Here is a 22,990-nt window from a genome sequence, read left to right on the forward strand (position 1 = left end):
GTCACTCCACCTCGCTCGCGATGCCGTTCACCGCCGCCGCGGTGACGGCGCTGCCACCCCGACGACCCTGCACGACCAGGTACGGAATCCCGGCCGAATGGTCGGCCAGCGCCTGCTTGGACTCGGCCGCGCCGATGAACCCGACCGGTACGCCCACCACCGCCGCCGGCCGACCCGCACCCTCGTCGATAAGCTCCAGCAGCCGGAACAGGGAGGTCGGGGCGTTGCCGATGGCGACCACCGCGCCGTCGAGCCGGTCCCGCCACAACTCCATGGCGGCGGCGCTGCGGGTGGTGCCCAACTGCCGGGCCAACTCCGGCACCGCCGGATCACGCAGCGTGCACACCACCTCGTTGTCGGCGGGCAGCCGGCTGCGGGTGATACCGGCGGCGACCATCGCCGCGTCGCAGAGCACCGGCGCACCGGCGGCCAGTGCCGAGTACCCGGCGGCGACCACTTCGGGGTGCGCGTCCACGTCGTCGACCAGGTCGACCATGCCGCAGGCGTGGATCATCCGCACCACCACCCGGGCGACGTCGGCGGGGAACCGGGACAGGTCGGTCTCGGCGCGGATGGTGGCGAACGAGCGGCGGTAGATCTCGGCGCCCTCGCGGACGTAGTCGTAACTCATCGTGGTCTCCGTGCCTGTGCCACCCGCTCGGACAGCGGGCCGTGGTGATCCTCTCGGGGACCGGCGACACGGTAACCGGCGCCGGTGGCCACCGCCAGAGCGACCGGGCCGGAGGGTCGGCCGCAGCACCGGTCACAGCCGGCCCAGTGCAGGGGAAGCGCGTCGGCGGCGGGCGGCGCGGCGGCGGCCAGGGCGGCGGTGGCGTCGGCGCGGACGTCGGCCAGCGCGCTACCGCAGCCGGGTCGGCCGGCGCAGGCGGTCACCCCGACCCAGGGCGAGGCGGGGTCGACGACCAACCCGGCCCCGCTCAGCGCCGGCACCGCCGCCTCGGGTGCGGCGACCACGACGACGGTCCGCCACGGCGTGACCACCACCGGTCCGTCGGTCAGCGTCGCGACCGCATCGGCCTGCGCGGCGGTGAGCCGGCCCAGCGGTGCGGCGGCGACCACGAAGCCGGCCGGATGTGGACCGACCGGCGGCGGGCCGCCATGCGGCGGGTCGACCGGCTCGGCGTGCGGCCCGCCCAGTGCCGCGACGACGGCGGCGGGTGCCTCGGGCAGGTCGGCCACCCGCCACACGTCCCGCCGCCCGGCGCGGTGACGCAGGAAGGCTCGGGCGGCGGTGACGATCGTCGCGGCGACCTGGTCGGCGTCGGCCCGCAGCCCGACGTCGCGCCCCGCGACCAGCAGCGCACCGGTCTCGGCCAGCCAGCACAGGTCCGCGCCGAGGGCGGCGACGTCACCCCGGCCGTCGTCGACGGCGATCAGGAAACGACCGCTGAGGTCGGCCAGCTCGGGACAGGCACAGAGCGCCTCGTCGACCCGGGCCACCACCGGCCGTACGTCGGGCCGGCCACTGTGGTCCAGACCACTCAGCGGCGAGGCGACGATGTTGCGGACCGTCTCGTGGCTGGCGCTGGGCAGCAGCCCCGAGTCGACCAGGACGGCGGCGATCCGGTCCACCGCCTGCTGGTCGCGGATGCCGCGGAGCTGCACGTTCGCCCGTGACGTCAGCTCCAGCGTGCCGTCGGCGTCGCCTCGGGTGGTGGCGGCCAGCCGGCGTAGCTGTGACGTGCTCAGCCGACCGCCGGGAAGCCGTACGCGCACCAGCAGTCCGTCGGCGGCCTGGTGGGCTCGGAGCGCCCCGGGACACCGGTCGGCGCCGGAACGGCCGGACGGGGTGGAGACAGCAGGCACCCGTTCATCGTAGAGTCGGAGTCTCGGCACGGAACGCGCCGAGATCAGCATCACGCGGTCGGCGCGGAGGAACCCGGTGCGAGTCCGGGGCGGTCCCGCCACTGTCACCGGTCCGGCCCCGTGCCGGCCCGCGAGCCAGACACTCCGGTCGACCGCGACCGACGGCCACGGGCGCGGACCCGGGGAGGAGTCAACCATGCCCGGTGACGGTGTGATCCTACTACTGTCCACCTCGGACACCGACCTGCTCAGCGCCCGGTCCAGCGGTGCGGCGTACCGGCTGGCGAACCCGGCCCGCGTCGGCGAGGAACCGGAGGCGCTGGCCGACCTGACGGCCGGCGTGGACCTAGTGGTGGTCCGCATCCTCGGCGGTTACCGGATGTGGCAGCGTGGCCTGGACACGCTGCTCGGCGGCGACGTGCCGGTGGTCGCCCTCGGCGGTGAACAACTGCCCGACGCGGACCTGATGGCCCGCTCCACGGTGGCCCAGGGCATCGCCGCGCAGGCGCACGCCTACCTCGCGCAGGGCGGTCCGGACAACCTCCGCGAGCTGCACGCCTTCCTCAGCGACACGGTGCTGCTGACCGGTCACGGTTTCGCGCCGCCGCTCGCGCACCCCGACTGGGGCGTCATGTCACGTCCGGCACCGACGGTGGCCGGGCCGACGGTGGGCATCCTCTACTACCGGGCCCACCAGCTCAGCGGCAACACCGCCTTCGTGGAGGGGCTCTGCGCGGCCGTCGAGCAGGCCGGTGGCGTACCGCTGCCGGTGTTCTGCGCAAGCCTGCGCGCCCCCGAGCCGGACCTGCTGGCCACGCTCGGTCGGGCGGACGCGCTGCTGGTCACGGTGTTGGCGGCCGGGGGCACCCGGCCGGCGGAGGTCTCCGCCGGAGGCGCCGACGAGGCGTGGGACGTCGGCGCGCTCGCCGAGCTGGACGTGCCGATCCTCCAGGCGCTGGCGCTGACCCAGGACCGGGCGTCCTGGGCGGAGAGCGACGACGGGCTCAGCCCGCTGGACGCGGCCACCCAGGTGGCGGTGCCGGAGTTCGACGGACGGCTGATCACGGTCCCGTTCTCGTTCAAGGAGACCGACGCCGACGGGTTGCCGCACTACGTCGCCGATCCGGAGCGCGCCCGCCGGGTCGCCGGCATCGCGGTCCGGCACGCCCGGCTGCGGCACGTTCCGCCGGCCGAGCGGCGGATCGCGGTGGTGTTGTCGGCGTACCCGACGAAGCACGCGCGGGTCGGCAACGCGGTCGGTCTGGACACTCCGGCCAGCGCCGTCCACCTGCTGCGGACGCTGCGCGGGCAGGGGTACGACGTCGGACCGGTCGACGGCCCGGACGCGCTGCCCGGTCTGCTGCCCAGCGGTGACGGCCAGGACGCCGACGGGGACCGCCTGATCCACGCGCTGATCGCGGCTGGCGGCCAGGACCCGGAGTGGCTCACCGAGGAGAAGTTGGCCGGCAACCCGGTCCGCGTCCCGGCCGCCGCCTACCGCCGCTGGTTCGACGCGCTCCCCGACGACCTGCGGGAGGCGATGACCGAGCACTGGGGTCCCGCCCCGGGTGACCTGTTCGTCGACCGGTCCGCCGACCCGGACGGCGAGATCGTCCTGGCCGGGTTGCGGGCCGGCAACGTGCTGTTGATGATCCAGCCGCCTCGTGGTTTCGGCGAGAACCCGGTGGCCATCTACCACGACCCGGACCTGCCGCCGACGCACCACTACCTGGCCGCCTACCGGTGGCTGGACGAGGAGTTCGGCGCGCACGCCGTGGTGCACCTGGGCAAGCACGGGTCGCTGGAGTGGCTGCCCGGCAAGAACCTCGGCCTCTCCGCGAGCTGCGGGCCGGACGCGGTCCTCGGTGAGCTGCCGCTGATCTATCCGTTCCTGGTCAACGACCCGGGCGAGGGCGCGCAGGCCAAGCGGCGGGCGCACGCCACCATCGTGGACCATCTGGTGCCGCCGATGGCGCGGGCGGAGAGTTACGGCGACATCGCCCGGCTGGAGCAGTTGCTCGACGAGCACGCCAACATCGCCACCATGGACCCGGCCAAGCTGCCGGCGGTGCGGGCGCAGATCTGGACGCTCATCCAGGCCGCCCGGCTCGACCACGACCTGGGGATGGAGCAGCGCCCACACGACGCCGAGTTCGACGACTTCCTGCTGCACGTCGACGGGTGGCTCTGCGAGGTCAAGGACGCGCAGATCCGCGACGGCCTGCACGTGCTCGGGCACGCCCCGACCGGCGAGGCGCGGATCAACCTGATGCTGGCCATCCTCCGCGCCCGTCAGGTCTTCGGCGGGCAGGCCGACGCCGTGCCCGGGTTGCGGGCCGCGCTCGGCCTCGACGAGGGCGGTGCCGAACACACCGCCGAGGTGGACCGGATCGAGGCGGTGGCCCGACGGCTGGTCGAGGAGATGGAGCGGCACGACTGGTCCGTCGAGGCGGTCGACCGGGTACGCGTCGAGGTGCTCGGCGACGACCACCCGCACGGCGCGGAGGTCGGCCGGGTGCTGACGTTCGCCGCCACCGAGGTCGCGCCGCGCCTGGCCGGCACCACCGGCGAACTCGACGCCGTCCTGCACGCCCTCGACGGGGGTTACGTGCCCGCCGGACCGAGTGGGTCGCCGCTGCGCGGACTGGTCAACGTGCTGCCGACCGGCCGCAACTTCTACACCGTCGACCCCAAGGCCATCCCCAGCCGACTGGCCTGGGAGACCGGGCAGGCGATGGCCACCAGCCTGCTGGAGCGCTACCGCCGGGACACCGGCGAGTGGCCCCGCTCGGTCGGCCTGTCGGCCTGGGGCACTTCGGCGATGCGGACCTCCGGCGACGACATCGCCGAGGTGTTGGCGCTGATCGGCGCGCAACCGGTCTGGGATCCGGCGTCCCGGCGGGTCACCGGCGTCGAGATCGTCCCGCTGGCCGACCTGGGCCGCCCCCGTATCGACGTCACGCTGCGCATCAGCGGCTTCTTTCGGGACGCCTTCCCGCACGTGGTGCTCCTGCTGGACGACGCGATCCGGGAGGTGGCCGCGCTGGACGAGCCGGACGAGGAGAACTACCTCGCCGCGCACGCCCGCGCCGACGCCGCCCGGCACGGCGACGACCGGCGCGCCACCACCCGCATCTTCGGCTCCAAGCCCGGCGCGTACGGCGCCGGACTGTTGCCGCTGATCGAGAGCGGGAACTGGCGCGACGACGCCGACCTGGCCGAGGTCTACACCGTGTGGGGAGGCTTCGCGTACGGCCGTGACCTGGACGGGCGGCCCGCCCGGGAGGACATGGAGTCGGCGTACCGGCGGATCGCGGTGGCGGCGAAGAACACCGACACCCGTGAGCACGACATCGCCGACTCCGACGACTACTTCCAGTACCACGGCGGGATGATCGCCACGGTGCGGGCGTTGACCGGGCAGGCGCCTCGGGCGTACATCGGGGACAGCACCACCCCGGACGCCACCCGCACCCGGTCGCTGACCGAGGAGACCGCGCGGGTGTTCCGGGCCCGGGTGGTCAATCCACGGTGGATCACCGCCATGCGTCGGCACGGCTACAAGGGCGCGTTCGAGATGACCGCCACCGTGGACTACCTGTTCGGGTACGACGCCACGGCCGGCGTGGTCACCGACTGGATGTACGAGCAGCTCGCGGAGAGCTACGTCCTGGACCCGGAGAACCAGCAGTTCCTGCGCCGGTCGAACCCGTGGGCGCTGCGCGGGATCGTCGAGCGGCTCACCGAGGCCGCCGACCGTGGGCTCTGGGCCAAGCCCGATCCGGCGCTGATGGACGCGCTGCGGCAGGCGTACCTGGAGGTCGAGGGCCACCTGGAGGAGTCCGGCTGAGTGCTGCCGTCCCGGGGGACCACGCCGGTTCCCCGGGACGGGCTCAGACGTCGTACCCGGGGCGGGCGCTGGCGTCGGCGAGCGGGGTGACGTCGGCGAACGCGGCGACCGCACCGATCACGGTGACGGCGGGTGCGCTCAGGTGGTGGGCGGCGGCGACGTCGGCGATGTCGTCCAGACGGCCGCGCAACACGCGTTGCCGGTCGGTGCCGCCGTTCTCCACGCTGACCGCCGCCGTGGCCGGGTCCATGCCGTGCCGCAGCAGCGCGGCGGTCACCTCGGGCAGCGTCTGCACCGCCATCAGCAGCACGATCGTGGTGCCGGAGCGGGCCACCCCGGCCCAGTCGACGGTGCTGCCCGGGTCGTCGGGCGGCAGGTGGGCGGCGAGCACGGTGAAGCCCTGCGTCAGACCACGGTGGGTCACCGGCACTCCGGCCAGCTCGGGTACGGCGACGGCGCTGGTCACACCGGGCACCACCTCCACCGGCACCCCGGCGGCCCGGCAGGCCAGCATCTCCTCCATGCCCCGGCCGAAGACGAACGGGTCGCCGCCCTTGAGCCGCACCACCCGGTGTCCGGCGCGGGCCTCGGCGACCAGGATCTGGTTGATCTGCTCCTGCGGGACGAACGCGCCGCGCGGCACCTTCGACACGTCGACGACCCGGACGCCGGGCCGTAGGTCGCGCAGCACCGCGTGCGGCACGAGCCGGTCGGCCACCACCACGTCGGCCTCGGCGAGACGGTCCAGCGCCCGGCGGGTGAGCAGACCCGGATCGCCGGGGCCACCCCCGACCAGCGTGACCCGACCGACGGCAGGCGATTCGGCCGGGACGGGACCGGTCGCCCGGGACACACGCGGGGCCGGAATCTCGCCGGCCGCCGGGCCCGCGACAGCCGAGCCGGGGACAGCGGAGCCCGCATCAGCCGGGACGGCAGCGGGGGTACGAGGTACCGGGCCTGCGTCAGCCGGGACGGTGGCGGAACCACCGGGTTCCGGGTCCGCGACGGCCGAGGCGGTGGCGGGAGTCCGGGCTTCCGGGTCCGGGTTGGCCGGGACGGCAGCGGGGGTACGCGGTGCCGCGCCGGTGGTGTGCCGGTGCACGGCGGTGGCGAAGCGGGCCGCCAGGCTCGGGTGTCCGGCCCAGTGCACGTGCAGGTAGGAGGCGTGCACGGTGCCGGACACGACGCCGTCGGGCACCGGCGCGGCGGTGCCGTGCGCGGCGGACGGGCGGGGCCGGAACCGCCAGGCGGGCGTGCTGTCGGGATCGGCGTCGACGCGGGTCCGGTGGAACTCGTGGCCGGTGACCGCCTGGTCGGCGTCGGTGAGCACGCTGTCCGTGGCGGCCCGGGCGTCCCGGTAGCCCAACGTGAGCCGGTCGGTCATCCGGGCACGCACCGGCAGGACCCCGGTCATCGGCGCGCCGTCGAGGTCGCGGGCCAGATAGAGCAGGCCGGCGCACTCGGCGACCGTCGGGACGCCGCGCGCCGCGGCGTCGGCCACCGCCCGGCGCAGGGGTACGTTGTCGGTCAGGCCGGCGGCGTACATCTCGGGGAAGCCGCCGCCGAGGTACAGCCCGGTGGTCCGCTCGGGCAGCGTCGTGTCGTGCAGCGGGTCGACCGGGGCCAACCGCAGGCCGGCCGCCGCGAGGAGTTCGTCGGTCTCGGCGTACCGGAAGGTGAACGCCGGTCCGGACGCGACCGCGACGGTTCCGTCGACGGTGAGACCGTCAAGCTCGGCCGCTGGGTCCCAGGCCGGGCCGGGCAGCGCGGGTGCCCGGCGGGCCACCGCGACCACCTGGTCGAGGTCGATCCCGGCGGCGACGTGGGCGGCGAGCGCGTCGACGGTGCGTGCGGCGGCGGCGGCCCGCTCGGCGACCGGCACCAGGCCGAGGTGCCGGCTCGGGGTGTCCAGGGTGGCGTCTCGGCGCAGCACCCCCAGCACCGGCACGCCGGTGACGGCCAGCGCGTCGCGGATCTCCGCCTCGTGGGTCACCGAGCCGACCTTGTTGAGGACCACTCCGGCGACGGTGAGCTGCGGGTCGAAGGTGGCGAAGCCGTGCACCAGCGCGGCGATGCTGCGCGAGGCGCCGGAGACGTCCACGACGAGCAGCACCGGGGTACGGGTCAACCGCGCCACGTGGGCGGTGGAGGCGAACCCGGCCCGGCCGACCGCGCCGTCGAGCAGGCCCATCACGCCCTCGACGATCGCGATGTCGGCGGGTGCACCGACGGTGGCACCGTGCCGCAGCAGTGGCAGGATCCGCTGCTCGCCCTGGAGGAACGGGTCGAGGTTGCGACCTCGGCGGCCGGTGGCCATCTCGTGGTAGCCGGGGTCGATGTAGTCCGGGCCGACCTTGTGGCCGCTGACGGTCAGGCCGCGTCGCCGCAGCGCCGCCATCAGGCCGGTGGCCACCGTGGTCTTGCCCTGTCCGGAGGCGGGGGCGGCGACGATCAGCCGGGGCGGGAGGGTCACCATTCGATGCCCCGCTGCCCCTTCTGACCGGAGTCCATCGGATGCTTGATCTTGGTCATCTCGGTGACCAGGTCCGCCGCGTCCACCAGCCGGGGATCGGCGTCCCGCCCGGTCACCACCACGTGCTGGTGACCGGGGCGCTGCCGCAGCGTCTCCACCACCTCGTCGACGTCCACCCACCCCCACTTCATCGGGTAGGTGAACTCGTCGAGCACGTACAGGTCGTGGGCGGAGGTGGCGAGACGACGCTTGATCTCGGCCCAGCCCTCCGCAGCCTGTGCCGCGTGGTCGCTCTCGGTGCCCTGGGTGCGGCTCCAGCTCCAGCCGGCGCCCATCTTGTACCAGGAGACCGGGCCACCCTGGCCGGTCTGCTCGTGCACCGTGCCGAGGGCGCGCAGCGCGTGTTCCTCACCGACGGTCCACTTGGCGCTCTTGACGAACTGGAACACCGCGATCGACCAGCCCTGGTTCCAGCCACGCAGGGCGAGCCCGAAGGCGGCGGTGGACTTGCCCTTCGACGGTCCGGTGTGGACCATCAGCAGCGGCCGGTTGCGGCGTTGCCGGGTGGTCAGCCCGTCGTCCGGCACGGTGACCGGTTGGCCCTGTGGCATCAGGCGGCACCCCTCTCGGTCCGGACGGCGGTGTGGGCGCGGACCGCGTCGGTGAGCGCGTCGGCGGCGACCCCCTCCAGCGGCAGGTACTGCCCGCCGAGCGTGGTGGCCAGGTCGGCGGCGAGTCGCATGCGTACCCGGCCCTGCTCGCAGTCGACGACCACGGCGCTGGTGCCGGCGGCGGCGAGCAGCCGGGCCGCGTGCCGGGCCCGCCCCACCGCGTCCGGGCCGGTGGTGGCGCGCCCGTCGGTGACCAGCACCAGCAGCGGACGCCGTCGCGGATCGCGGATCCGTTCCACCCGCAGCACCTCGCGGGCGCGCAGCAGCCCCTCCGCCAGCGGGGTACGGCCCCCGGTCGGCAGCGTGGCCAGCCGTGCGGCGGCCACCTCCACGCTGGCGGTGGGCGGCAACGCCACCTCGGCGTCGGTGGCGCGGAACGTGACCAGACCGACCTTGTCCCGACGCTGGTAGGCGTCGAGCAGCAGGGACAGCACCGCGGCCTTGACCGCGCCGACCCGCTGGCGGGCGCCCATCGAGCCGGAGGCGTCCAGGCAGAACAGGATCAGGTTGCCCTCGCGGCCCTGCCGCACCGGCAGCCGCACGTCGCCGGGGTGGACCAGGATGCCGGGGCCCTGGCGGCCCCGGGCCCGCTGGTGCGGTGCGGCGGCGTGCAGGGTGGCCACCAGGTGTGGTCGTCCGGTCGTCGCGCCGTCCGGACGTCGGGCGCCGACGGTGCGGCCGGTGGTGGTGCGGGCCGGTGAGCGGCGGCCGGCGACGCCGAGGCCGCTGCCGGGGACCTGTAACAGCCGGGCCCGGTAGGGCGCACCGGCCGGCACCGGGGCGGGTACGGTCCGCTCCCCCTCGGTGCCCGGGGCGGGTGGGGTGTCCGGGCGGGAGCGGTACGGACGCTCGTCGGCCGGGTCGGCCTCCGGATCCCCCGGGCCGCCGCCGTCGGGCGGGCCGTCCGGGTCGTCCGGGCCCGGTGGGCCGTCCGAGGGCGGATCCGGCTCGTCCTCGGGCGGTCCGGGCTCGTCCAGTCCGGCGTCGTGCAGCGCCCGGTCGAGGTCGGCGGCGTCCTGCTGGGGCGGGTCGAAGGGATTGCGGCGGCGGCGGTGGGGCAGGGCCAGCCGGGCGGCGACGCGGACGTCGCCGACGCTCACCTCGGTGCGCCCACACCAGGCCGCGTGGGCGATGGCGGTCCGCGCGATGACCAGGTCCGCGCGCATCCCGTCGACCTCGGCGGCGGCGCAGAGAGCGGCGATGCTGGTCACCGTCGCGTCGTCGAGACGTACCGTCGGCAGCAGGGTACGGGCCCGGGCGACCTGTGCACCCAGCGCCGCGTCGGCGTCGGCGTACCGGGCGGCGAAACCGTCCGGGTCGGCCTCGTACGCCAGTCGTCGGCGCATCACCTCGGCGCGCACCTGCGGGTCCCGGCTGGCGGCGACCTCGACGGTCAGGCCGAAGCGGTCCAGCAACTGCGGGCGCAGTTCCCCCTCCTCGGGGTTCATGGTGCCGACCAGCACGAACCGGGCCGCGTGGGTGACCGAGACGCCGTCGCGCTCCACCGTCGCGCGGCCCATCGCCGCCGCGTCGAGCAACACGTCCACCAGGTGGTCGTGCAGCAGGTTGACCTCGTCGACGTAGAGCAGGCCACGATGGGCGGCGGCGAGCAGGCCCGGATCGTACGCGGTGACGCCCTCGCGCAGCGCCCGTTCCAGGTGCAGCGCGCCGAGAAGGCGGTCCTCACCGGCGCCGACCGGCAACTCCACCAGGCGGGCCGGACGCGTACGGGCCGGTGGGTCGGCCGGGTGCGGCCCGTCCGGGCAGTCCGGGTCGGGTGCCACCGGGTCGCAGGAGAAGCGGCAGTCGGTGACCACGTCGACCGGGGGCAGGAACGCGGTCAGGGCCCGCACGGCGGTCGACTTCGCGGTGCCCTTCTCGCCTCGGACCAGCACACCGCCGATCGCCGGGGAGACCGCGCACAGGTTCAGCGCCAACGCCATGTCGTCCATGCCGACGACGGCGGAGAAGGGGTACGACCGCACGGCCACACCTTTCACCTCGCGTGGGTCCTCGCCCACGGCCGGTCACCGACCACGCCGACGCAGCGGCCGACGTGGCACGACGCAGCGAGTGTCTGGCTTCCGGTGGCCGGCGCGGGGCCGGACCGGTCACAGTGGCGGGACCGCCCCGGATTCGCCGACCCCGTTCGGGCCGACTCACCGGTGTTCCCCACCGCGCCGTCGTCGCCGATGATGTCACACCGACCCCCCGGGGGGGCAGGGTCGCGGATTGCTGGACTACCGTTGCGCCGCGTGAGGTCCATGACATCCCCGGTCGCCGTGGTCGGCGTCGGCGCGGACGGCTGGGCGGGGCTCGGCGAGCGCGGACGCGACGCGGTGCGGCAGGCAGAGGTCGTGCTGGGCGGCCGGCGGCACCTGGACCTGCTGCCGGACAGCGTGTCGGCGCAGCGGGTCGCCTGGCCGACGCCGCTGCTGCCGGCCCTGCCCGACCTGCTCGCGACGCATGCCGACCGGCGGATCTGCGTCCTGGCCAGCGGTGACCCGATGTGGTTCGGCATCGGCACGCACCTGGTCCGGCTGCTCGGCGCCGACCGGGTGCGTGTGGTCAGCCATCCCTCCTCGATCGTGTTGGCGTGCGCGCGGATGGGCTGGCCGGTGGAGCGGGTCACCGTCCGCAGCGCGGTCGGCCGTGACCTGGACGAGGTCCGCCGCGACCTCGCCCCGGGCCGGCTGCTGCTGGTGCTCAGCGCCGACGCCGCCACCCCCGCCGCGCTGGCCCGGCTGCTCACCGACGCCGGGTACGCCGACAGCGAGCTGACCGTGCTGGCCGCGCTCGACGCCGACACGGAACAGCGCGTCGACGGCCGGGCCGGGCAGTGGTCCGCCCCACCCGGCGCACCGCTGAACGTGGTCGCGGTGCGGGTCGCCGCCGCGCCCGGCACCCGGGTGCTGTCCACCGTGCCCGGTCTGCCCGACGACGCCTTCGCGCACGACGGCGCCCTGACCAAACGAGAGGCCCGCGCATTGGCTCTGTCCCGTCTCGGTCCCACCTGCGACGACCTGCTCTGGGACGTCGGCGCCGGCAGCGGCAGCGTGGCCGTCGAGTGGCTGCGCAGCGACCCCAGCACGTCGGCGGTGGCGGTGGAGAGCCGCGACGACCGCGCCGACCGGATCGTCGCCAACGCGCGCAACCTGGGCGTACCCCGGTTGCGGGTGGTCCGGGGCCGCGCGCCGCAGGCCCTCGCCGACCTGCCCGCACCCGACGCGGTCTTCGTCGGCGGCGGGCTGACCGCGCCAGGGGTCTTCGACGTGGCCTGGGACGCGCTGCGGCCCGGTGGGCGACTCGTCGCCCACGCGGTCACCCTGGAGGGCGAACGCGAACTCACCGACCAGATGGCCCGGCACGGTGGGGACCTGACCCGGTTGTCGATCGAACGCGCCGAGCCGCTGGGCGGTTTCACCGGGTGGAAACCCGCCCGCGCGCTGGTGCAGTGGGCGGTGAGCAAGCCATGACGATTCACTTCATCGGCGCCGGACCGGGCGCCGCCGACCTGATCACCGTACGCGGGCAACGCGTCCTGTCCCGCGCCCAGGTCTGCCTGTACGCCGGCAGCCTGGTCCCCGCCGACCTGCTCGCCACCTGCCCGCCCGACGCCCGGCTGGTGGACACCGCCGAACTGACGTTGGACGAGATCGTCGCGGCGATGGTCGAGGCGCACCGCGACGGGCACGACGTGGCCCGCCTCTGCTCCGGTGACCCGGCCGTGTTCAGCGCGGTCGCCGAGCAGACCCGGAGGCTGGACGCGGCCGGGGTGCCGTACGAGATCGTGCCGGGTGTGCCGTCGTACGCGGCGGCGGCGGCCACGTTGCGCCGGGAGCTGACCGTGCCGACGGTCGGGCAGACGGTGATCCTCACCCGGACCCAGGCCCGGTCGACGCCGATGCCGCCCGGGGAGACCCTGGCCGAGCTGGGCCGCAGCCGCGCCACGCTGGTGCTGCACCTGGCGGTGGCGCGGACCCGGCAGATCGCCGGGGAACTGGTCGAGCACTACGGGTCGGACTGCCCGGTGGCCGTGGTCGCCAACGCCAGCCGTCCCGACGAGGTGGTGCTGCGCGGCACCCTGGCCGACATCGCCGACCAGGTGGAGGCACACGGCATCCGCCGGACCGCGGTGATCATCGTCGGGGCCGCGCTGGCCGCCGACTCCTTTCCGGACAGTTACCTCTACTCCCCCGGCCGGGACCGCAGCGCCAAGCGTCCGACCGGGCCGACGGAATGAGCGGGGTGAGCGCGGTGCGGACGATCCTGGTGATCGGCATCGGGGCGGGCGACCCGGGTCAGCTCACCCTCGCCGCGGCCGAGGCGATGCGCCGGGCCGACGTGTTCTTCCTGCTCGACAAGGGTGCGGAGAAGCACGACCTGATCGCGTTACGGCAGGAGTTGCTGGCCCGTTTCGCCCGGTCGGAGCACCGCGTGGTCGAGGTGCGCGACCCGGACCGGGACCGGACCGCAGACGGGTACGTGACGGCGGTGGACCAGTGGCGGCGGGACCGCGCCGACCTGCTGGAGGAGGCCGTCGCCGCGCACGTGCCCGACGGGGGCTGCGGCGCGTTCCTGGTCTGGGGCGACCCGGCTCTCTACGACAGCACCCTGGCGGTGGTCGAGGAGATCCAGGCGCGCGGGCGGGTCGCGCTGGAGCACACGGTGATCCCGGGTGTCAGCAGCGTGGCGACGCTGGCCGCACGGCACCGCATCGGGCTCAACCGGGTGGGTCGGGCGTTCCTGGTCACCACCGGCCGACGGCTGGCCGAGCGGTTGCCCGCAGACGTCGACGACATCGTGGTGATGCTCGACGCGAACTGCTCCTTCACCCACTACCTGGACGAGGACTTCGACATCTTCTGGGGCGCATACCTGGGCACCGCCGACGAGATCCTCGTTGCCGGACGACTGTCGGAGGTGGCGGAGCGGATCGTGGAGACCCGCCGGGAGGCCCGCCGCCGCAAGGGCTGGATCATGGACACGTACCTGCTGCGTCGCCGGGACCCCGTCGACGAGGCGTGACCGACCGGCGGGGCGTGACCGGGCCGACGCGCGACGTGGCCCGGGCGCGGGTGCGAGGGTGCCTCTCGCCGACCCACGCCCGGGCGGTCACGTCGTCACCGGCAGGTCAGTAGCTGACCGTCGTGGCGGTGGCGGTGTCCGTGACGATCGCGATGCCGGCGCTGGTGCCGAGCAGTTCGGCCCCGGCCCGCAGCAGCCCGACGGCCTGCGGGTAAGACTTGATGCTGCCGGACGCCTTGACCCGGCTCCGGCCGGCGGCCCGGGACACCAGGTAGCCGATGCTCTCCGGGTTGGCGACCTCGACAGTGCCGCTGCTGGCGTTCTTCAGGTACGCCGCACCGGCCTCGATGGACAGTTCGACGGCCGTCTCCCGCTCGGCCTCGGTCAGCAGCGGCAGCTCCAGCATCACCTTGATCGGCACGCCGGAGGCGCGGACGACACCGGCGATGTCCTCGCGGAACTCGTCGTACATGCCGCTCTTGAGCCAGCCGACCTGCACACCGATGTCGATCTGGGCGGCACCGGCGCGGACCAGGCTCTCCGCCTCGAACGCCTTGCCGGCGCTGGTGGTCACGCCGACGGTCGGGAAGTCCAGGGCGGAGGCCACCTGCACGTCGGTGCCGCGCAGCACCTCGGCGACGACCGGCACCCAGGAACCCGGCACCATCGCCGCGTTGAAGCCGTGCGCGAGCGCCTCCTCGGCGTGCTTGATCATGCGGTCCCGGGTGGTGCCCACCTCGATCAGGGTGTGCTGGATGTACGGCGCGAGGGCGGCCGGGGTCAGGTCGGTCGGCAGGGCCGTCGTGGCGGACGTCATGGCGGGGATCTCCTTTGTGCGGACGTGCGGCACCCGGCGGCCGGCGTCGCGCGCCTCGGCCGCCGCAGTGGCGGATCTGGGGATGGTCAAGGACCGGATGAACGGGAGCGGCACACCGCTCGGTCGGGTCACGACCAGTCGATCAACACCTTCCCGACGTGGCCGGCGTCGGCCGCGGCCAGCGCCTCGGCCGCCTGGTCGGCGGGGAAGGGCGGGGCGAGCAGGTGCGCGAGCGCGGGCAGGCCACGGGCGGCCCGGAGCACGGCCGGGAACTCCGGCTGGGTGAAGACCCAGCTACCGAGCACCCGCAACTCCTTGCGGATCACGTCCACGCCGGGGTCGATCTCCATGCTGTTGTTCGCGCCCAGCAGCACCACCGTGCCGTGCGGCCGGGCCAGCTTCATCACCTGCGCCTGCGCGGCCGGGTTCGCCGAGCACTCGAAGACGATCTCCGGCCCACGGCCCTCGGTGACCGCCGCGACGATGGCGACCGGATCCTGCCCGCGCGGGTCGACGACCACCGCCCCGAGCGTCTTGGCCAGGTCCCGCCGCCCCTCGATGGGGTCGACGGCGTAGACCTCGGCACCGGCGGCCACCGCGAGGGCCACCACGCTGCAGCCGACCGGCCCGAGGCCGAAGACGGCGACCCGGTCGCCGACGCCGACGCCGGACTTGCGGACCGCCGAGTACGCGGTGCCGAAGTTACAGGCGATCAGCGTCGCCAGCCCGTCGCCGACGTCGTCGGGCACCGGCAGGACGCCGGTCGCCGGAGCGGTGACGTACTCCGCGTCGGCGCCGCCCCGGTGGTTGCCGAGCGTCCGGCGGTCGGCGCAGAACATCGGTTCGCCGCTGCGGCAGAAGACGCACTCGTCGCAGCCGGAGTGCTGGTAGACGATGACGCGGGTGCCCTCGGCCGGTCCGACGCCGGAGGCGGCGGCGGTGGCGATCACGCCCACCGCCTCGTGGCCGGGCACCGTGTGCAGGCGGTTGTCGAGTTCCGCCGCCGGCTTGCGGTAGTGCGGCAGGTCGCTGCCGCAGACCGCCGACGAGGTCACGCGTACCAGCACCTCGTCGGGGGCCGGCACCGGGCGCGGCACACTGCGTACGACCGAGGTGCGGTCACCGGTCAGCATCAGTGCCCGCATCGACGGTTCTTCCGTGGGGTGGGCTTCCATCTCGCGTTCTCCTCGGATGTCGCGTGTCACGCCAGGTCCGCCAGGTCGAGGTACCGGCGGTACAGGGCGTCGTAGACAGGGACGGTGGTGGGGTCGGGCAGGTGGCGGCGGGCGGCGGGCCGGGACCCGGCGGCGTGCGCCAGGTCCGGGTACCGGCCGAGGCCCACCCAGGCGGTGAGGGCGGCACCACGCAGCGGTGCGGCCTGCGGGTCGCCGGCCGGTACCTCGATGGCGCGGCCGGTGACGTCGGCCAGGATCTGGCCGAAGACGTCCGAGCGGGCACCGCCGCCGATCGCGGTCAACGTCGGTCCGGCCAGCTCCGGCGGCAGGTGTCGCAGCACGTCACGGACCTGGAGGGCGATGCCCTCCATGGTGGCCCGGACGAGGGCGCCCGGTCCGTGGGTGAAGTCGAGGCCGTCGATCCGGCCGCCGGCCGCCGTCCAGTGCGGGGTGCCGACGCCGGCCATGGTGGGCGCGAAGAGCAGGCCGCGCGCGCCGGGTTCGACCTGCCGGGCGTCGGCTGACATCCGCTCGTACGCCGGGTCGTCGTCGCCGTAGCGCAGCAGTTCCCGCAGCCAGCGCAGGGTCGACCCGCAGGCCGGGATGGTGCCCTCGACCGAGACGCAGCCCTCGACGACGTGGGCGGCGCGGACGAACCCGGCGGGGTCGGCGACCTCGCCGATGGCGGCCGGGAAGACCATCGTCGCCGAGGTGCCGAGGTTGACGGTGGCGGCGCCGGGACGGACTCCGCCGCCACCGGCCGCCGAGCACTGCTGGTCGCCGCCGCCGACGTAGACGGGCAGCCCACGCGGCAGGCCGGTCTCCTCGGCGATCTCGTCGCGCAGGGCACCGGCGACGTCGGTGGCCGCGCGCAGCTCGGGCAGGCGGTCGCCGTCGAGGTCGAAGGCGGCCAGCAGGTCCTCGCTCCACCGTCCGGCGTGCAGGTCGAGCAGGCCGTACCACGAGGCGCAACTGCGGTCGACCTGCGGTCGGCCGCCGGTCAACCGCGTCAGCAGCCACTCCTGGACGCCGACGAAGACGGCCGACGCGGCGTACGCCTCGGGGGCGTGTGCCCGGAGCCAGACCAGGGTGGCCAGGGCCGGCATGGTGCTCAACGGCATGCCCGACACCCGGCTGTAGGTCTGCGCGTCGACGGCCGCCCGCATGGCGTCCAGCTCGCTCGCGCCCCGCTGGTCCATCCAGAGCACCAGCGGGGTGACCGGCCGCAGGTCTGCGTCGAGGCCGGCGACGGAGGCCCGCTGGGTGGCCAACGTCAGCGCGACCACCCGGTGCCCGGCCTGGTCGGCCATGGCCCGCACGGCGCGCAGCTCCCCGACGGTCACCTCCCAGATCGCCGGAAGGGACTGCTCCGCCCGGCCCGGCTGCGGGTGGTCGACGGCCAGTTCCCGGCTGTGCTGACCGTGCACCTCGCCCCGCTCGTCGACCAGGGCGCAGCGGATCCCGGTGGTGCCGGCGTCCACCACACACACGACGTCGGTCATCCCTTGACCGCCCCGAAGCTCATGCCGGTGACGAGTTGCTTCTGCGACACGAAGAGCACGACGGCGACGGGCAGCACGGCCAGCGTCCCGGCGGCCATCATCGGGCCGATCGCCACCGACTGGAACTGCATGAACCCGAGCATCGCCACCGAGACCGTCTTCGCCTCCCCGCTGGCCAGGGTCAGCGCGAAGACGAACTCGTTCCAGGAGAAGATGAAGTTCAGCACCGCCGCCGCGGCGACGCCGTTGCGCACCATCGGCCACGCCACGCTGACGAACTTCCGGGTCTCCGAGCAGCCGTCCAGGTCGGCGGCCTCGAAGACCGCCGCCGGCAGGTCGGCGAAGAAGCTGCGCAGCAGGAAGAACGTCACCGCGAGGTTGACCACCGTGTGCATCACGGTCAGCGCCCACACCGTGTCGATGCCGCCGAGTTGGCGGAACAGCACGAAGTACGGGATGACCACGACGACCGCGGGAAGCATCCGGGTGGACAGCACCCAGAACTCGAAGTCGGCGCGGCCCCGGAACTTCATCCGGGCGCAGGCGTACGCGGCCGGGGTGGCGGCGGCGATGGCGATCGCCGAGGACACCACGGCGACCAGGACGGAGCGGCCGATCGCCGACATGAAGTCCGCGTCGCCGAACAGGTCGACGAAGTTGAACATGTAGAGCGGGGCCAGCCAGTCCGGCGCACCGCCACGGATGTCGCTGGGTGCGGCGAAGCCGACGCGGAGCATGAAGGCGAACGGCAGGACCGACCAGAGGATGAGGCCCCAGATCGCCACGGTCCGCAGGACCCGGCCTTTGCGCGTCTCGTGCACTAGTGCTCCAACCGTTGCAGCGCGGGCGCGGCGAACCGCTTGCCGAGGATGAAGAGGACGACGAGCAGCAGCAGGCCGAGCGCGGACGCCTCGCCGATGTGCAGGTCGTTGAAGGCGGTCCGGTAGATGCGCACGACGAGCGTCTCGGTCGCCGCGCCCGGCCCTCCCCCGGTGATGATCCAGATCGAGTCGAAGGTACGGATCGCGTCGATCGCGCGGATCGTCACGACGAAGGCCACCAGCGGCTTGAGCATCGGCAGCGCGATGCGGACCAGCCGCTGCACGGCGTTCGCGCCGTCCAGGGCGCCCGCCTCGAACGTCTCGTCCGGCAGCGACTTGAGCCCGGCGAGCATGACCAGCGTGATGAACGGCGCCCACTGCCAGATGTCGACCACCACGAGGGCCACCACGGCCAGCATCGGCTCGGACGTCCAGCCCGGTGTGGGCAGCCCGAGCGCACCCAGGGTCGCGTTGATCTGCCCACCGTCCGGGTTGAGCATCAACCGCCAGGACAGGTACGCCGCCACCGGCGTGGCGCCGAAGGGCAGCACCAGCAGGGCCAGGTAGAGCCGGCTGCCGCGCAGTGGCCGCCAGAGCAGCGAGGCGGCGAGCGTACCCAGGGCGAACTCGGCGACCACCGCGACCACCACCATGCCGACGGTAAGCAGCACCGCCCGCAGCAGACCGGGCTCGGAGAGCGCGTCGGCGAAGTTGGCCAGGCCGGCGAACCCCTGCTCGTCCGGGCGGGTCAGGTCGTTGCGTCGCAGCGACCCGACCAGCACCGACACGAACGGATAGAGGGTGAACGCGAGCAGCAGCACCGTCATCGGCGCGAGCATGCCGACGAGGAAGAGTCGCCGGCCCCGGTCCTCGCGGGGGCGGCGCGGCGGGCCGCCGGTGGTGCCCGGACGCGTCGGCGGCGTCGGGTCGGCGGCCTGCCGCGCGAGCACGGCTGTTCGATCTGCGGACATCACAACCTCGTTCGGCATGGACTGCTCCGGCAGTCGTCCACGGAAGTGGGGCGGGACGTCATCGGCCGGCCCGAGCCATCGCCGCCGCCGCGTCCGACATGGCCCGCTTCGGGTCCTTGCCGTCCACCAGCACCTTGATCAGTTCGAGGGAGAGCGCGTCGGCCTCGCTCGGGAAGGTCGGCCGGGCGTACGGCACCCGCTCCGGCTGTACGGCCTGGAGGTTGGCGACGATCTCCTGCGACATGTCGCCCGGATAGAAGGAGAGGAAGTCCTCGTTGGACCAGACCGACTCGCGGGCCGACGGGCTGCCCGACTCGGCACTGACCGCGGTGGCGGTCTCCTTGCTCATCGCCCAGGCGTAGAAGAGCGCGGCCTGCTCCTTCTTGCGCGACGCCTTCGGGATGCCGGCCATCCAGTACCAGTAGTTCGGTGCGGCCGGGGCGGACGCGCTGCCGGGCCAGCGGGACACCGCGATCTGGTCGGTGTGCTGGCTGCTGCTCTTGTCCAGCACCACCGACAGCAGTCCGCTGGCGTCGGTGTAGAGAGCCGCCCGGCCCTCGTTGACCGAGCCGGTGGCCTCCAGCCAGCTCATGTTGGACGCGCCCTTCGGGCCGTACCGGTTGAGCAGTTGCTGCACGTACAGTTCGGTCGCCGCGACCGCCTCGGGGCTGTCCACCGCCGGGGTGTCGCCGGCGTAGAACTCGCCGCCCTGGGTGAGGAAGTAGTTCGTCCAGGTCCAGACGATGTCGAGTCCACGTCGACCGCGCCCGGCGAACGGGCGTTCCATGCTCGCGGCGAGCTTCGCGCTGGCGTCGACCAGGCTCTCCTGGGTGGGGAAGCCGGTGATGCCGGCCTGCGACGCCAGGTCCTTGCGATAGATCACCACGCCGGCCTCGGCGGAGAGCGGCAACGCCATCAGCTCACCGTTGAGGCTGCTGGCCCGGCGGGCCGGCTCGAAGAAGTCGTTCGGGTCGAACCAGCCGGTGTTGACCAGGTCGCCGCCGCCGAAGTACGCGTCCAGCGGTTCCAGCCAGCCCGCGTTCATGTACTGCCCGGCCTGCAGGTTGCCGACCATCAGGGCGTCGTAGGTGGTGGCGCCGGAGGAGAGCGCCACCAGGGCCTGCTGGTAGTAGCTGTCCTCGGAGAGCGTGTTGGCCTTGAGCGTCATGCCGGTCAGTGCCTCGAACTCGGCGAAGCGCTTGCTGACCGCGGAGGTCCACCAGTGCTCGCAGAGCAGCAGGTTGAGCGTCTCGCCCTTGAAGCGGTCCCAGGACATGCCGGAGCCGTCGAAGGTCGCGCCGGCCGCTGCGGCGTTCGCGGTGCCGGTCTCGCCCTCGCGGCCGGCGCAGGCGCCGAGCGCCACGGCGCCACCGATCCCGAGCACGCCGGTCAGCAGGCCGCGCCTGGACAGCCGGAAGGGAGCCTCGTTGCGCATGATGTCTCCTCAGGGCAGCGTGCGACGACGGCGGTGGCGAACCACCGTCGGCACGAGTGGGGGTGGGGTGTGGAGGGGGAAGGACGTGGTGGGGCGGGGCGTCCTACCGCTTGATCCAGGAGGAGATCCGTACGCGGTCGCCGCGCACCCAGACGTCGGAGTACTCGACCGAGTTTCCGTTGGCCTGGTAGGAGATCTGCTCGAGATAGAGGACGGGGACCCCGGGACGCAGCGACATCGCGGTGCTGACGTCGTCGTCGGGAAGTATCGCGGAGAAGGTACGCCGGACCGAGTCGACGGTCACGCCGTAGTCGTGTTCGAGCACTCCGAACAGCGACCGTTCCTGGAGGACCTGCGGTGACAGGTCTGGACACAGGGCGGTGGGCAGGTAGTTGTCCAGCAGATAGACCACCTCGCCGCCGACCGATCGGGTCCGGCGGATGGCCAACACGCTGAGATCGTCGGCACGCAGGCCGAGGTGGGCGGCGATGTGCGCGGGGGCCTGCACGACGCGGGCGGAGAGCACCTGCGTGTGGTACTCGACGCCCTCGCGGTCCAGGCTCTGCGCGGTGGAGATCAGCTCCTGGGCGAACTCCTGCTCCAGCATCTGTCCCCGGACGAAGGTGCCCTTGCCCCGGGTCTGCTTGAGCAGGCCGGCCTCGATCAGCGTACGGATGGCCCGGCGGACCGTGCCCCGGGAAACGTTCAGCGCGGCGGCCAGCTCGGGTTCGGCGGGGAGCTTCAGATGTTCCGGCCACTCCCCCGACTCGATGCGCTGCCGCATGAGTTGCGAGATCTGCTCGTGCAGCGCCTCGGCCTCGGCGGGCGAGACCTGTCGGGTGAGTGCCCTGAGGGCGGCGGGGTTCAGTTCCTGGGTCGTCGCCACGCCTGCTCCTCGCCGCTTGTTCAGTGATGTCCGCATTAGTCTGTGGACATCACTGAACATAGGGCCGGTCGATCACGCCGTCAAGCCCCTGACCTGAGGAAACTTGGCGGGTCGACTCACCCGGGATCAGACAGTGATGCAGAACGACGGACGGGGTGCCGGCCAGTGGCCGACACCCCGTCACGGACGATCACGTCAACTCGCGGAGCAACTCGCGGTCGGCGTGGTGTTGTTGCCGTTCTTGTAGAGCGTGACGCCGAAGTTGTTGCCGTTGCCGTTCGGCCGCGCGGTGAGCGTGCCGCTGGAGCCGCTGATCGACGCGTTCCAGCTGTTCTGCACGCTCTGGCCGCCGTTGGTGCGGATGGAGACGGTCCAGTTGTTGCTGCCGCTGACCGAGAAGTTCACGTTGAAGCGGTCGCTCCAGTCCTCGGCCCGACTCACGCTGACCGAGCAGCCTCCGCTGCCGGGCGGCGGGGTGGTGGGGTTGGTGGTGCCCCCACTGTTCACCGTGATGTTGGAGCTACCGCTGCTCTGGTACCCCTCGGTGGCCATGATCTGGTAGTAGTGGTTGCCCAGGTTCATGCCCCGGGCGGCCCACGCGTCGAAGTGGTTGCCGGTGGTGATGGTGCCGCCCACCCGCTTCGATGTCCGGACGCTCCAGTACTGGTAGAAGGTCTGCGTGCCGTCGATCGACGGCTGGTTGACCCGCTGGGTGCGGTAGATGTCGTACGTACCGCCGTCGGTGTTGATCGTGCCCATGGAGTTGGCGCCCGGCGGACGCCAGCTGCCCCAACTGTCCACGATGTAGTACTCGACCAGCGGGCTACGGGTCCAGCCGTACAGGGTCAGGTACGAGTTGCCGTTCGGGCTGAAGGTGCCCGAGTAGGTCACGTTGCGCCGCGTACCCGGGTTCCAGCCCTTGCCGGCGACGAAGTTGTTGACGTTGCTCCACTGGGTGCTGTACTGGCCGCCGTTCCCCATCGTCATGGAGACGTTGCCGCTGTCCTTCCAGAACGAGAAGAAGTAACCGTTGTGGTTCCCCTCCTGGTTGGAGGTCACGGTCTGGGCGTGGGCGGGGCCTGTGGTGATCGCCATGGTTCCGGTCGTGATCAGCGCCACGGCACAGGCCGCGCCGATGAGCGACCGGAGGCGTCTGCGGCGTCTCGGTTGCACGAGGCCGTCGGGCATGCTTCCTCCTCGGGACGGCTGGCCGGAGGCCAGCAGTGCGCTACGCGCCGACCGCCGCTCGGCGGCCCGGGCGACCGCCGTCGACGGTCGGCGTGTGGCGCATTCGGTGGTGGTGGCGTACCGGTCGTGCCGCACGGTGACCGGCGGAACTGGTGGCGAGGTCGACGACGATCGAGCTGCGTCGATGGCCATCAGTATTGGCCGATTTCCCTGGACACGTCAACAACTTCCGGAAACACTCCCGACATCTCAGGCGGGCCGGAGCAGCCGAGCCTCGCGATGTTGATCCTGTTCAACCGCGTTGTGAGCGCGTCACCTCGGACGATAACCACCGCAACTATCGGTG

Annotated in this window: 17 protein-coding genes, 1 pseudogene and 2 riboswitches; of the genes and pseudogenes, 4 read left to right on the top strand and 14 right to left on the bottom strand. The window is 73.4% G+C overall.

The window, feature by feature from the left end:
• Position 1 precedes the first annotated feature (1 nt).
• Both ACIBO1_RS16810 and ACIBO1_RS16815 read right to left on the bottom strand, forming a co-directional pair.
• Complete coding sequence (locus ACIBO1_RS16810; RefSeq protein WP_396747093.1) at positions 2-631, bottom strand: precorrin-8X methylmutase; 630 nt, start codon at positions 629-631, stop codon at positions 2-4.
• Positions 628-1,827 carry a precorrin-3B synthase gene (locus ACIBO1_RS16815; protein WP_396747096.1) on the bottom strand — a complete coding sequence of 400 codons (1,200 nt, stop codon included), beginning with the start codon at positions 1,825-1,827 and terminating at the stop codon, positions 628-630. The genes ACIBO1_RS16810 and ACIBO1_RS16815 overlap by 4 nt, the downstream gene beginning before the upstream one ends.
• A gap of 66 nt (positions 1,828-1,893) precedes the next feature.
• Positions 1,894-1,972, top strand: a riboswitch (cobalamin riboswitch).
• Between the two features lie 51 nt (positions 1,973-2,023).
• Between ACIBO1_RS16815 and cobN the strand changes: the two genes are divergently transcribed.
• Positions 2,024-5,677, top strand: a complete 3,654-nt coding sequence (gene cobN, locus ACIBO1_RS16820; protein WP_396747099.1) for a cobaltochelatase subunit CobN — start codon at positions 2,024-2,026, stop codon at positions 5,675-5,677.
• 43 nt (positions 5,678-5,720) lie between these two features.
• Here cobN and cobA read toward each other — a convergent pair whose 3' ends face one another.
• The 4 genes and pseudogenes from cobA to ACIBO1_RS16840 form a co-directional block, all read right to left on the bottom strand.
• Entirely contained in the window at positions 5,721-6,779 is a 1,059-nt protein-coding gene (gene cobA / locus ACIBO1_RS16825) for a uroporphyrinogen-III C-methyltransferase (protein WP_396747294.1), read from the bottom strand.
• Positions 6,771-8,153, bottom strand: a pseudogene (locus ACIBO1_RS16830) (cobyrinate a,c-diamide synthase); the annotation flags it as partial. The pseudogene ACIBO1_RS16830 and the gene cobA, both read right to left, overlap by 9 nt.
• Positions 8,147-8,761 (bottom strand): cob(I)yrinic acid a,c-diamide adenosyltransferase, encoded by a 615-nt coding sequence (gene cobO / locus ACIBO1_RS16835; RefSeq protein WP_396747102.1) that lies wholly within the window; start codon positions 8,759-8,761, stop codon positions 8,147-8,149. The gene cobO and the pseudogene ACIBO1_RS16830, both read right to left, overlap by 7 nt.
• Entirely contained in the window at positions 8,761-10,773 is a 2,013-nt protein-coding gene (locus ACIBO1_RS16840) for a magnesium chelatase subunit D family protein (protein ID WP_396747297.1), read from the bottom strand. Before ACIBO1_RS16840 ends, cobO begins: the two co-directional genes overlap by 1 nt.
• A gap of 119 nt (positions 10,774-10,892) precedes the next feature.
• Positions 10,893-10,996, bottom strand: a riboswitch (cobalamin riboswitch).
• Between the two features lie 89 nt (positions 10,997-11,085).
• Between ACIBO1_RS16840 and cbiE the strand changes: the two genes are divergently transcribed.
• From cbiE to cobF, 3 genes are read left to right on the top strand one after another with little or no spacing between them, the layout of a single operon-like run.
• Positions 11,086-12,297: a precorrin-6y C5,15-methyltransferase (decarboxylating) subunit CbiE gene (gene cbiE / locus ACIBO1_RS16845; RefSeq protein ID WP_396747300.1), complete on the top strand. Its 1,212-nt coding sequence runs from the start codon at positions 11,086-11,088 to the stop codon at positions 12,295-12,297.
• Positions 12,294-13,064: a precorrin-4 C(11)-methyltransferase gene (gene cobM, locus ACIBO1_RS16850; protein WP_396747105.1), complete on the top strand. Its 771-nt coding sequence runs from the start codon at positions 12,294-12,296 to the stop codon at positions 13,062-13,064. Before cbiE ends, cobM begins: the two co-directional genes overlap by 4 nt.
• Before the next feature lie 14 nt (positions 13,065-13,078).
• Positions 13,079-13,849 carry a precorrin-6A synthase (deacetylating) gene (gene cobF / locus ACIBO1_RS16855; RefSeq protein ID WP_396747108.1) on the top strand — a complete coding sequence of 257 codons (771 nt, stop codon included), beginning with the start codon at positions 13,079-13,081 and terminating at the stop codon, positions 13,847-13,849.
• A gap of 106 nt (positions 13,850-13,955) precedes the next feature.
• Here cobF and deoC read toward each other — a convergent pair whose 3' ends face one another.
• The 8 genes from deoC to ACIBO1_RS16895 all read right to left on the bottom strand — a co-directional run bounded on the left by deoC (position 13,956) and on the right by ACIBO1_RS16895 (position 22,644).
• Positions 13,956-14,666: a deoxyribose-phosphate aldolase gene (deoC, locus tag ACIBO1_RS16860; protein ID WP_396747111.1), complete on the bottom strand. Its 711-nt coding sequence runs from the start codon at positions 14,664-14,666 to the stop codon at positions 13,956-13,958.
• A 128-nt stretch (positions 14,667-14,794) separates the two neighbouring features.
• Positions 14,795-15,811 carry a zinc-binding dehydrogenase gene (locus tag ACIBO1_RS16865; RefSeq protein ID WP_396747113.1) on the bottom strand — a complete coding sequence of 339 codons (1,017 nt, stop codon included), beginning with the start codon at positions 15,809-15,811 and terminating at the stop codon, positions 14,795-14,797.
• A gap of 56 nt (positions 15,812-15,867) precedes the next feature.
• Positions 15,868-17,343 carry an FGGY-family carbohydrate kinase gene (locus ACIBO1_RS16870; protein ID WP_396747116.1) on the bottom strand — a complete coding sequence of 492 codons (1,476 nt, stop codon included), beginning with the start codon at positions 17,341-17,343 and terminating at the stop codon, positions 15,868-15,870.
• Positions 17,340-18,164, bottom strand: coding sequence for a carbohydrate ABC transporter permease (locus ACIBO1_RS16875; protein WP_350696964.1), 825 nt, complete (start codon positions 18,162-18,164; stop codon positions 17,340-17,342). The genes ACIBO1_RS16870 and ACIBO1_RS16875 overlap by 4 nt, the downstream gene beginning before the upstream one ends.
• Positions 18,164-19,135 carry a sugar ABC transporter permease gene (locus tag ACIBO1_RS16880; protein ID WP_350696965.1) on the bottom strand — a complete coding sequence of 324 codons (972 nt, stop codon included), beginning with the start codon at positions 19,133-19,135 and terminating at the stop codon, positions 18,164-18,166. The genes ACIBO1_RS16875 and ACIBO1_RS16880 overlap by 1 nt, the downstream gene beginning before the upstream one ends.
• A 58-nt stretch (positions 19,136-19,193) precedes the next feature.
• The gene (locus ACIBO1_RS16885; protein ID WP_396747120.1) at positions 19,194-20,570 is read right to left on the bottom strand and encodes an ABC transporter substrate-binding protein; all 1,377 of its coding nucleotides are present in this window, start codon (positions 20,568-20,570) and stop codon (positions 19,194-19,196) included.
• A 103-nt stretch (positions 20,571-20,673) separates the two neighbouring features.
• Positions 20,674-21,456 (bottom strand): GntR family transcriptional regulator, encoded by a 783-nt coding sequence (locus tag ACIBO1_RS16890; RefSeq protein ID WP_396747124.1) that lies wholly within the window; start codon positions 21,454-21,456, stop codon positions 20,674-20,676.
• A gap of 195 nt (positions 21,457-21,651) precedes the next feature.
• Positions 21,652-22,644: a glycoside hydrolase family 11 protein gene (locus ACIBO1_RS16895; protein WP_396747126.1), complete on the bottom strand. Its 993-nt coding sequence runs from the start codon at positions 22,642-22,644 to the stop codon at positions 21,652-21,654.
• Positions 22,645-22,990 lie beyond the last annotated feature (346 nt).

The organism is Micromonospora sp. NPDC049903, from assembly GCF_044460945.1.
Classification (GTDB): domain Bacteria; phylum Actinomycetota; class Actinomycetes; order Mycobacteriales; family Micromonosporaceae; genus Micromonospora.

Coding starts and splice junctions, on each gene's coding strand:
- ACIBO1_RS16885 (WP_396747120.1), bottom strand. CDS start 20,570: ATGCGCAACGAGGCTCCCTTCCGGCTGTCCAGGCGCGGCCTGCTGACC.
- deoC (WP_396747111.1), bottom strand. CDS start 14,666: ATGACGTCCGCCACGACGGCCCTGCCGACCGACCTGACCCCGGCCGCC.
- ACIBO1_RS16880 (WP_350696965.1), bottom strand. CDS start 19,135: ATGTCCGCAGATCGAACAGCCGTGCTCGCGCGGCAGGCCGCCGACCCG.
- cobM (WP_396747105.1), top strand. CDS start 12,294: ATGACGATTCACTTCATCGGCGCCGGACCGGGCGCCGCCGACCTGATC.
- ACIBO1_RS16840 (WP_396747297.1), bottom strand. CDS start 10,773: ATGGACGACATGGCGTTGGCGCTGAACCTGTGCGCGGTCTCCCCGGCG.
- ACIBO1_RS16870 (WP_396747116.1), bottom strand. CDS start 17,343: ATGACCGACGTCGTGTGTGTGGTGGACGCCGGCACCACCGGGATCCGC.
- ACIBO1_RS16810 (WP_396747093.1), bottom strand. CDS start 631: ATGAGTTACGACTACGTCCGCGAGGGCGCCGAGATCTACCGCCGCTCG.
- cobO (WP_396747102.1), bottom strand. CDS start 8,761: ATGCCACAGGGCCAACCGGTCACCGTGCCGGACGACGGGCTGACCACC.
- cobN (WP_396747099.1), top strand. CDS start 2,024: ATGCCCGGTGACGGTGTGATCCTACTACTGTCCACCTCGGACACCGAC.
- ACIBO1_RS16865 (WP_396747113.1), bottom strand. CDS start 15,811: ATGCGGGCACTGATGCTGACCGGTGACCGCACCTCGGTCGTACGCAGT.
- ACIBO1_RS16895 (WP_396747126.1), bottom strand. CDS start 22,644: ATGCCCGACGGCCTCGTGCAACCGAGACGCCGCAGACGCCTCCGGTCG.
- cbiE (WP_396747300.1), top strand. CDS start 11,086: ATGACATCCCCGGTCGCCGTGGTCGGCGTCGGCGCGGACGGCTGGGCG.